10 protein-coding genes, 1 pseudogene and 1 riboswitch are annotated in these 9,124 nt (G+C 74.3%); of the genes and pseudogenes, 4 read left to right on the forward strand and 7 right to left on the reverse strand.

The genetic code is table 11. From position 1 onward, the window contains the following. Positions 1 to 31 precede the first annotated feature (31 nt). From FHL80_RS14340 to FHL80_RS26920, 5 genes and pseudogenes are all read right to left on the reverse strand, one after another. A complete protein-coding gene (locus FHL80_RS14340) occupies positions 32 to 631 on the reverse strand; it encodes a YceI family protein (RefSeq protein ID WP_138734070.1) in 600 nt (199 codons plus the stop codon). 183 nt (positions 632 to 814) lie between these two features. Further along, entirely contained in the window at positions 815 to 1,771 is a 957-nt protein-coding gene (locus FHL80_RS14345; RefSeq protein WP_246078682.1) for an aggregation-promoting factor C-terminal-like domain-containing protein, read from the reverse strand. Between the two features lie 16 nt (positions 1,772 to 1,787). Beyond that, positions 1,788 to 1,938, reverse strand: a riboswitch (cyclic di-AMP (ydaO/yuaA leader). A 175-nt stretch (positions 1,939 to 2,113) separates the two neighbouring features. Next, positions 2,114 to 2,752, reverse strand: a complete 639-nt coding sequence (locus tag FHL80_RS14350) for a class I SAM-dependent methyltransferase (protein ID WP_138734071.1) — start codon at positions 2,750 to 2,752, stop codon at positions 2,114 to 2,116. A gap of 2 nt (positions 2,753 to 2,754) precedes the next feature. Beyond that, positions 2,755 to 3,294 carry a universal stress protein gene (locus tag FHL80_RS14355; protein ID WP_138734072.1) on the reverse strand — a complete coding sequence of 180 codons (540 nt, stop codon included), beginning with the start codon at positions 3,292 to 3,294 and terminating at the stop codon, positions 2,755 to 2,757. 220 nt (positions 3,295 to 3,514) lie between these two features. Further along, positions 3,515 to 4,012: pseudogene (locus FHL80_RS26920) on the reverse strand (hypothetical protein); the annotation flags it as partial. Between FHL80_RS26920 and FHL80_RS14360 the strand changes: the two are divergent. The 4 genes from FHL80_RS14360 to FHL80_RS14370 are packed head-to-tail and all read left to right on the forward strand — an operon-like array spanning position 3,921 to position 7,176. Further along, positions 3,921 to 4,310, forward strand: coding sequence for a cupin domain-containing protein (locus tag FHL80_RS14360; RefSeq protein ID WP_138734073.1), 390 nt, complete (start codon positions 3,921 to 3,923; stop codon positions 4,308 to 4,310). The pseudogene FHL80_RS26920 and the gene FHL80_RS14360 overlap by 92 nt on opposite strands. Before the next feature lie 33 nt (positions 4,311 to 4,343). Further along, positions 4,344 to 5,255, forward strand: coding sequence for a Dyp-type peroxidase (locus FHL80_RS14365; RefSeq protein WP_138734074.1), 912 nt, complete (start codon positions 4,344 to 4,346; stop codon positions 5,253 to 5,255). A gap of 3 nt (positions 5,256 to 5,258) precedes the next feature. Continuing rightward, a complete protein-coding gene (locus tag FHL80_RS25575) occupies positions 5,259 to 5,408 on the forward strand; it encodes a transposase (RefSeq protein ID WP_216870731.1) in 150 nt (49 codons plus the stop codon). Positions 5,409 to 5,439: 31 nt separating this feature from the next. Beyond that, on the forward strand, positions 5,440 to 7,176 hold the full coding sequence (locus tag FHL80_RS14370) for a pyruvate dehydrogenase (RefSeq protein WP_138734075.1): 1,737 nt from the start codon (positions 5,440 to 5,442) through the stop codon (positions 7,174 to 7,176). A gap of 21 nt (positions 7,177 to 7,197) precedes the next feature. Here FHL80_RS14370 and FHL80_RS14375 read toward each other — a convergent pair whose 3' ends face one another. Further along, a complete protein-coding gene (locus FHL80_RS14375) occupies positions 7,198 to 7,491 on the reverse strand; it encodes a hypothetical protein (protein WP_138734076.1) in 294 nt (97 codons plus the stop codon). A 68-nt stretch (positions 7,492 to 7,559) separates the two neighbouring features. Further along, positions 7,560 to 9,124 (reverse strand): HNH endonuclease signature motif containing protein (locus FHL80_RS14380; protein WP_216870732.1); only part of this gene is annotated, 1,565 nt, incomplete at its 5' end.

Below are 9,124 nucleotides of genomic sequence, written 5' to 3' on the forward strand. Positions count from 1 at the left end.
CGGTCAGCGCGGGGAACTCATCGGCGCCGGGTCAGGGCACCTTGATCGCCGAGACGTCGAACTCCACCTGGATGCGGTCGCTGACCAGCACGCCGCCGGTGTCCAGCACCGCGTTCCAGGTCAGGTCCCAGTCGCTGCGCTTGATCGCCAGCGCCCCCTCGAAGCCGACCCGGGTGTTGCCGAACGGGTCGAGCGCGGAGCCGGTCAGCGTGAAGTCGACCGCGACCGGGCGGGTCATGTCCTTGATGGTGAGGTCGCCGGTGACCCGGTAGACGTCGTCGTCGACCTGCTCGACGGCGGTGGAGGTGAACAGCATCTCCGGGTACCGTTCGACGTCCAGGAAGTCCGGCGAGCGCAGGTGGCCGTCGCGGTCCGGCGTGCCGGTGTCGATGCTGGCGGTGGCGATCCGCAGCGTCACGCTGCTGGCCGACGGCTCGGCCGTGTCCAGGTGGGCGGTGCCGCTGAACCGGGTGAACGCACCGCGGACGGTGGTCACCATCGCGTGCCGGGCGCGGATGCCGATACGGGTGTGCGCGACGTCGACGTCGTAGTCGCCGGTCACGTCGGCCAGGGCGCTGGTGGCGGCGTCGAAGTCCGTCGTGCCGCCCTCGGGTGCGCGGTGTCTGCCCACGGGTCAGCGCTCCTCGTCTGGGTTGTCCACCAGGAGATATTGCCCGACGCCTGGTGGCGCGTCAGCGGGAGGTGTCTCCAGGAGCCCCGTGTCGGCGCCGCCGGACGCACCGGGGGCCCGGGTCCCGCAGGACCCGGGCCCCCGGTGGAGGTGCGGTGGAGGTGCGGTGGAGCTCCGGTCGGCTCAGTACCAGCCGGTGGACTTCGAGTGCGACCACGCGCCGCACGGCGAGCCGTACCGCGAGTCGATGTAGATCAGCCCGGCGTCGATCTGGCGGTAGCCGTCCGAGGTCTTCGCGATCCCGGTGCTCGCCCAGGTGGAGTCGAGGAACTGCGGGATGCCGTAGGCGGTGCTGGTCTTGTTCTGCGCGTTGGGGTTCCAGCCGCTCTCCTTGCCCCACAGGCTCTCCAGGCAGGAGAACTCGCTGGAGTCCCCGCCGAGCTGGGCCAGCGCGTAGTCCTGGTAGGACCCACGCGAGCCGGAGCTCGAGCTGGAGCTGGCGGCCGGGGCCCGGGTGGCCGGCGCGGACTTGGCAGCGGCTGCCTTCGCGGCGGCGGCCTGCTCGGCGGCCGCGGCGTCGGCGGCGGCCTTGGCGTCCGCGGCGGCCTTCGCCTCGGCGGCGGCCTGGGCCTCGGCGGCGGCCTTCGCCTCGGCCGCGGCCTGGGCCTCGGCGGCGGCCTTGGCCTCGGCGGCGGCCTTGGCCTCGATCGCGGCCTGGTCGGCGGCGGCCTGGGACTGCGCGGCAGCGTTCTGCTGCGCCTCCCGCTCGCTGCGGCTGGCGGCCAGCTCACCCAGGCGCTCGCTGACGTCCCCGGTGGTGACCGCGGTGCCGGCGGCGGAGTCCTGCGAGCTCTCCTGCAGCTGGGCGGCCACGCTGATCGGCTGGTCGGCGCCGGCCACGGCTGCCGCATCGGGCTGGCCGGAGGCGAGGACGTTGACCATGACACCGCCGGCGACGGCGACGGCGAGGAGGAACGCGGGGCGGCGCAGCCCGGCCGGGGGTCGGCGGCGGCCTGCGCCCTGGGGGGCGGACAGCTCCGCGGTGACCGGCTGGTCGACGCCGTCGGCGCCGACCTCGGTGAGCACCTCGGTGGGGAGCGACTGCTGGACAGATGTGTGCGCGGTGGAGCGACGGGACATGAAGAGGGGGACTCCGGTGGTCTTCCGTGGCCGCCTACCGAGTTAGCTGACGGGTTCGGGCGGGAAGAAGCCCTACCCGACCCGGGCAGATGCCCAGGTCAGGATTCACCCCAGTGCTGCGGTGGGTCCCCGGCTCGCTGCGATGAGCGACTCGGCGGCATCCGGCTCGGGCTCCCCGGGTGGGGACCTGACGTCCGACCGGACTTCCCCAACGTAGATGCCGTTACCCGGTCGTGACAATCGTCGAGGCCGTATTTCATCGTGATCTGACACGCCTTGCCTTTTCTTGCGAGGTGTGGGATGCCTCCTGGGGCTGATGTGACGGGTGGTGCCCCACTCCCGTCAAGGCAGCCGCCACACCGTCGTCCGCCGGACCGGCCCGCCGTCGGCATCGACGACGTCGTAGGCGGCCTGCTCGACCAGGCCCTCGTTCGGCACGTAGGCGCGCCCCGGGTCGCCGAGGAACACGTCGGCCCCGCCCAGCCAGGCCGCGCCCAGGAACGGCAGCACCCGGGCGGTCATCTCGCGGTCGTAGCAGACGTCACCGGCCAGCACGACGTCGACGTCGGGGAGCTCGTCGGCCAGCACGTCCCCCACCACCTCGATCCCCGACACCCCGTTGAGCTCGGCGTTCAGCACCACGGCGGTGTGCGAGTACGGGTCCACGTCGCTGGCGAGCACCCCGCGCGCACCGGCCAGCAGCGCCGCGACGGCGACCAGCCCGCTGCCCGCCCCCAGGTCCAGGACCCGGCGGCCGGCGACGGTCCCGGGGTGGTCGAGCACGTAGCGGGCCAGGGCCTGCCCGCCGGGCCAGGCCGCAGCCCAGAAGGGCGGGTCCTGACCGGCGCCGCCGCCCTCGGTCTCCATCGCCTCCCACAGCCCGACGACGTCGTCGGCGACGTGCAGCTGCACCTCGGGGACGAGGGTCGGCCGGGCGAGCCGGGTGTGCGTCCTCAGGAACTCCGGGGCGACGTGCTGCACGCTCAGTCCCTGCGGTCGCTGCGGACCACGGTGACCGGGCACGGGGCGTGGTGGGTGACCTGGTCGCTGACCGAGCCGAGCAGCAGGCCGGCGAAGCCACCCCGCCCGCGGGCGCCGACGACCAGGACGTCGGCGCCCTCCGCCGCCTCGATCAGCGCGCGCACCGGCTGGGCGTGCACCACGTGGCAGGTGGCCCGGGCGGCCCGCTCGACGCCGAGCACCGCGGCGACGTCGGACTCCAGGTCGGCCAGCACGGCCTTCTCGTAGTCGGTGATCGGCGGCACGTAGCCCGGCTCCCAGGTCGGCGGCTGCGGTGCGGTGGCGATCCGCCACGCCCGCACCACGTGCAGCGGCCAGTGCGCGCGCTCGGCGAGCGCGGCGGCCCACTCGAGGGCCTCCTGCGCGCAGCCGGAGCCGTCGTGCCCGACGACCACACCGCCCTCGACCGACGCGCGCGTCGAGATGTCCGCGTCGTCGACCGGCTCGACCGCTGCCTCGTCGAGCTCCGCGGCGACCACCGCGTCCCGGGCCTGCTCCGTCATCGCCGTCCTCCTGCGTCTGCCGCGCTCGCGCGCGGCCCGTGTGCCGGCCCGGGGTGCCCGGTCCGGCCACAGCCTCCCCTACTGCCCCGACGAACGGCCGGGCGCGTCGCCGCGTTCCGCGCCCGCACCCCGACGGGCAGGCCGACGCGGTCCAGCCCCGGACGACGTGGACCGCGGCCTCCTCGGCCGAGGCGCCGGCGCCGTCGATGCCCTCGTCCTCGGCGTAGAGCTCCCCGTCGGTGTCGGGGAGCCCGCCGCCCTCGGAGTCCGACAGCCGCCCGGCGCGCTCGTCGCCGACCTCGTCGTCCAGCAGCTCGCCGTCGGTGTCGGAGGCGTCGCCGAGCCCGTCACCGTCGGCGGTCGCGCCCGCGGGCAGCTCGCGGGCGAGTACCCCGCCGTGTCGTCGTCCACGTCGCCGGACAGGGTTTCCGACACCGTCTCGAGGGTCTGCGTTCTCCCTGCGCACGGGGTGCTCCTCTGTCGTCCTCTGCTCGGCGGTCCGCTCCCGCGTGCCGCCCGGCTGCCGACCAGGGGTCTCGGATCGCGCACGGGGCCGCTCTGCTCTTGACTGATCATGAGCCGGCACGCGCCGGCAGCAGGACGAGCGATCGAGAGGAACGGCCGACATGGAGCACTTCACCATCGCCACCGTCGCCGAGGAGAGCGCCGACTTCCGTCGGGTGCTCTGGACCGGTGAGCACACCCAGCTGGTGATCATGACGATCCCGGTGGGCGGCGAGATCGGCGAGGAGGTGCACGAGGTCGACCAGATCCTGACCTTCGTCAGCGGCACCGGGAAGGCCAAGGTCGGCGGGCAGGAGAAGAACGTCGCGCAGGGCGACCTGGTCGTCGTCCCGGCAGGCAAGAAGCACAACTTCCTCAACACCGGTGTGAACCCGCTGGTGCTCTACACCGTCTACGGGCCCCCGGAGCACGCCGACAAGGCGGTGCACACGACGAAGGAGGAGGCCGACGCACTCGAGGAGGCCGGCAAGGACGAGCCGCCGACCGACTGACGCACATCGGGGCCGGTCAGGCAGGGTGTCCCCGTGACGACGCAGCCGGGCATCCTCGCCCTCGGCACCCCTGAGCACTGCTACCTCGAGCTCGACCTGGAGCCCGGCCGCACCGCGGAGGAACTGGTCCGCGGGGTGGCCGGGCTCACCGGTCCGCTGTCCTCCACCGGCGGGGTGAACCTCGTCGTCGGCTTCCGGCCCGAGCTGTGGGCCTCCGTGGCCCCGGCGGACGCGCCGGCGGACGCGGCGGGCTGGACCGAGGACCTGCGGGGCGCCGGCGGGTACCGGATGCCCGCCACCCAGCACGACGCCTGGGTGTGGGTCGCCGGGGGCGACCGGACGGCGGTGTTCGACAACGCCCGCGAGGTGCTGGCCGCGCTGCAGGACGTGGCCACGGTGGGCCGGGAGGTCACCGGCTGGCTGTACCGGCACGACCGGGACCTGACCGGCTTCATCGACGGCACCGAGAACCCCTCGCTGCTCACCGCGGCCGAGGTGGCGTCGGTCCCCGCCGGCGAGCCCGGTGCCGGGGCGAGCATCGTGCTGTACCAGGTGTGGCGGCACGACAGCGCCGCCTGGGAGTCGCTGGGCATGGTCGGCCAGGAGATGTCCATGGGGCGCACCAAGCCCGACAGCGTGGAGCTGCCCGAGGACGTGATGCTCCCCAGCGCGCACGTCGCCCGCACCACCGTCGAGGTCGACGGCGAGGAGAAGCAGATCTTCCGGCGCAACGTCGCCTACGGCGGGGTGACCGACCACGGGACGGCGTTCGTCGGCTTCGCCCGCGACCAGTGGCGGCTGTCGGAGATGCTGCGCCGGATGGCCGGCGCCACCGACGGCATCCGCGACGGGCTCACCGGCTTCCTCACCCCGCTGACCGGCGCCTACTACACCTGCCCGTCGGTCGACGCGCTCGCCCGGTTCGCCCCGCCCGAGGAGGGCTGAGCGGTGGACCCGGACGAGCCCGCGCCGTCGGAGCCGGAGGGCGGTGACCCGGCCTGCTGGCTCGACCAGGTCTGCCCCGCCTGCGGGCGGCTGACCGAGCGGCTGCCCTCGGGTCGCTGCGCGGCGTGCGGCGAGGTCTGGGACGACGACTGACCGCTGGTCCACCACTTCCTGAGGAGCACCCATGGCGAACCCCACCGTTGCCGCCCAGCTCGTCCAGATGCTGCGCGACGCCGGCGTCGAGCGGATCTACGGCGTCGTCGGCGACAGCCTGAACCCCGTCGTGGACGCCGTCCGGCACACCGACGGCATCGAGTGGGTGCACGTCAGCAACGAGGAGGGCGGTGCCTTCGCCGCGGCGGCCGAGGCGCAGGTGACCGGCCGCCTGGCGGTCTGCGCCGGCTCCTGCGGGCCGGGCAACACCCACCTGCTCCAGGGGCTGTACGACGCACACCGCAGTGGCGCGCCGGTGCTGGCGATCGCCTCGCACATCCAGTCCCAGGAGATCGGGATGGCCTTCTTCCAGGAGACCCACCCCGAGCGCACCTTCCAGGACTGCTCGTACTGGTGCGAGGTGGTCACGCCGAAGCAGATGCCGCACAACGTGCGGGTCGCCATCCAGACGGCGGTCGGCAAGCGCGGCGTCTCGGTCGTCGTGCTGCCCGGTGACCTCGCCGCGGAGGAGTCCGGTGGGCCGACCGTGCCCACCGCGACGGTCTCCGCACCCTCGCCGGTGCGGCCCGCCGCCGAGCAGGTCCGGGCCCTCGCCGACGCGGTCAACGCCGCGCGCACCGTGACGCTGTTCTGCGGCGCGGGGTGCGCAGGCGCGCACGACGAGGTGATGGAGCTCGCCGGCACGGTGCTGTCCCCGGTCGGGCACGCCCTCGGCGGCAAGGAGGTCATCCAGCACGACAACCCCTACGACGTCGGGATGAACGGCCTGCTCGGGTACGGCGCGGCGCACAAGGCGACGCACGAGGCCGACCTGCTGCTCCTGCTGGGCACCGACTTCCCGTACACGAACTTCCTGCCGCAGCAGCGGACCGCGCAGGTGGACGCGGACGCCTCGCACCTCGGGCGGCGGACCCCGCTCGAGGTCGCCGTGCACGGCGACGTCGGCGAGACGATCCGGGCGCTGCTGCCGCTGCTGGAGCGCAAGACCGACCGCACCTTCCTGGACGCGATGCTGCGGGACCACGCGCACGCGCTGGAGAAGGTCGTCGACGCCTACACCCGGCGGGTGGAGAAGATGCGGCCGATCCACCCCGAGTACGTCGCCGCGCAGCTCGACGAGCTCGCCGCCGACGACGCCGTGTTCACCGTGGACACCGGGATGTGCAACGTGTGGGCGGCGCGCTACCTGACCCCCAACGGCCGCCGGCGGGTGATCGGCTCCTTCCGGCACGGCTCGATGGCCAATGCGCTGCCGCACGCGGTCGGCGCGCAGTTCGCCGACCGGGGCCGCCAGGTCGTCTCGATGAGCGGCGACGGCGGGCTGGCGATGCTGCTCGGTGAGCTGATCACGGTCCGGCTGCACCGGTTGCCGGTGAAGATCGTGCTGTTCAACAACGCGTCGCTCGGGATGGTCAAGCTGGAGATGATGGTCGACGGCATCCCGGACTTCGAGACCGACCACGAGCCCACGGACTTCGCGGCCATCGCCGCCGGCGTCGGGATCCCGTCGATGCGGGTCGAGGACCCGGCCGACGTCCGGTCGACGCTGGCGGAGGGGCTGGCGCGGCCGGGGCCGGTGCTGATGGAGTTCGTGACCGACGCCAACGCGCTGTCCATCCCGCCGGCGATCACCGGGCAGCAGATCCGCGGGTTCGCGACCACGGCGACGAAGATGGTGCTCGGTGGCGGGGTCGGGAAGATGATCGACCTGGCCCGCGCCAACCTGCGGAACGTCCCCCGGCCCTGACCCGCGGCGGCGCCCGGCGGCTCAGGCCGCGGCGCTCCGGCGCCACTCGCTGCCGTACCAGCCGGTCAGCAGGTCGCTGCGGACCTGCGCCGGCAGCGCACCCCAGCGCAGCAGCGCGGCCCGGGCCGGCATCGCGCTGGCCGCGGCCAGCAGACCGAGCTCGCGCACCCGTTCCGGCCGGGGGCCCGCGTGGGTGCGGTCGTGCCGCCCGGCGGCCACGAGCGTGTCGTAGGCGGCGAGGATGTCGGCCTGATGGGCCGCGTCGAACCACTGGGGGCTCCGCGGCGAGCTCGCACCGAGGTGATGACGGATCACGACCCGCTCATCGGCAGCTCCCCGGCCTGCCGTGACCGCCCCGGGTGGACGGCGTCCATTGCCGGACGTCAGAACGGCGGTGGATCAAGGACCCCCGTGCCCCCCACCGCTCGCGAGCTCGCGGCGGGCCCCTGCACGGAGGCCGAACCCGGGGGTCGGGTGGTGCGGGTGACCCCGGAGGGGGTGGTCACGGACAGGACCCCGTCGTCGGTCATGGTGAACCGCCAGCCCGGAGCGTGGGTCTTCAGCCGGTGATGCCGGCGGCACAGCGAGCACAGGTTCCCGCACGCGGTGGCCCCACCCTCGGCGTAGGCGTGCACGTGGTCGGCGTCGGTCCACCGCGCCGGCCGCCGGCAGCCCGGATGCCGGCAGCCGCGGTCCCGGGCCTGCACGTACCGACGCTGGCCAGGGGTGGGCCGGTAGCGGCCGACCGGCGGCGGCCGGTCCAGCACCCCACACCCGCACTCGGCCGACTGCCCGTGCCGGGGGCAGCCGCGCCGGACCAGCCGCTCCAACTCACCACGGGTCACCGTCGCCCGCAACGCCCCCGTCTCGGGGTCGGTCAGCGAGATGCCCAAGGTCCCGCCGGCCGGTGCCTGCAGCCCGCCCGGGCACAGCGCGTCCAGCTGCTCCAGCAGCTCCCGCAGCTGCCCGGCGGTGATCGGCGCCCCGTCCACCGTCGCGGTGTCGCGGTCGGTCGGTGCATCAGTGGACACCTCGGTGCGGCCGGTGGCGTGCGGGCGCAGGGTCGGCAGTGGGGCGAAGAGCTGCAGGTGCGCGGTCACCGGCTCCCGGGACGTGTCCCACGGCCGCAGGATCAGATCGGCCATCACCAGCGCCCGCAGCTGCCCGATCGGGCGTTCATCGCCGTCGGCCTTGGCCATCCGCGCGTAGGAGTCCACGGCCTCCCGGCAGGCCGCCGCGACCGGCATCGGCAGGTCCGCGATCAGCTGACCCATGCCGTCGCCGGTCGCCCGCGTGGTCACATCCGCGTGCTGCTCGGCCCTCCTGCGCCGCCGGTCCGCCGCCGCATCATCGACCGCGATCAGCGCCGCGGCCGTGCGCTCGGCCAGCCGCACCGGGGTCTCCCCCGCCAGCGCCCACCCCAGCGCCTGCGCCTCCACCTCCGCGACCACCGCCGCAGGCACCTGGCCGCCGGCGTCCTGTGACTGACCGCCCAACGCCTTGACGATGGCGTGCGCCCGCGGCGCATCGATCAGCCCGTCGGCCAGCGCCGCCCAGGTGTCGGGCAGCTCCCGGCGCAACACCAGCGACCGCTCGGTCAACACCGTGGCCGCGGAACGGGAGATGCCGGCCACCACCGCCAGCTCGTCGGCGAAGAACTCACTCACCCCCGCCGGCGCCCGATCAGGCAGGTAGCCCTCCACCCCGTGCCCCGGCTCGTCGTCGGTCAGGTCGAACCGCTGCGGGCGCCGCGCGGCGAACTCGGCCACCACCGCCGCCTCATACGCCGCCAACTGCGCCCGCAGGTCCCGCACCGCGACCAGCTCCCGAACGAAGTCCGCGTCGTCGAACCCCGCCACATCGAGCACGTCGGTCAACCGCGACCGGCGCCGGAACACCCCCGCAGCAGGCGGACCCCAGGCATCCGGGTCGAAGGGCTGGCCAGGTG

The sequence above is a fragment of the Modestobacter excelsi genome, from assembly GCF_005930495.1.
Lineage (GTDB): Bacteria > Actinomycetota > Actinomycetes > Mycobacteriales > Geodermatophilaceae > Modestobacter > Modestobacter excelsi.

What these genes read in the sequence shown, in the direction of transcription:
- FHL80_RS14345 (WP_246078682.1), bottom strand. Translation starts at nt 1,771, where the DNA reads ATGTCCCGTCGCTCCACCGCGCACACATCTGTCCAGCAGTCGCTCCCC.
- FHL80_RS14355 (WP_138734072.1), bottom strand. Translation starts at nt 3,294, where the DNA reads ATGACGGAGCAGGCCCGGGACGCGGTGGTCGCCGCGGAGCTCGACGAG.
- FHL80_RS14360 (WP_138734073.1), top strand. Translation starts at nt 3,921, where the DNA reads ATGGAGCACTTCACCATCGCCACCGTCGCCGAGGAGAGCGCCGACTTC.
- FHL80_RS14370 (WP_138734075.1), top strand. Translation starts at nt 5,440, where the DNA reads ATGGCGAACCCCACCGTTGCCGCCCAGCTCGTCCAGATGCTGCGCGAC.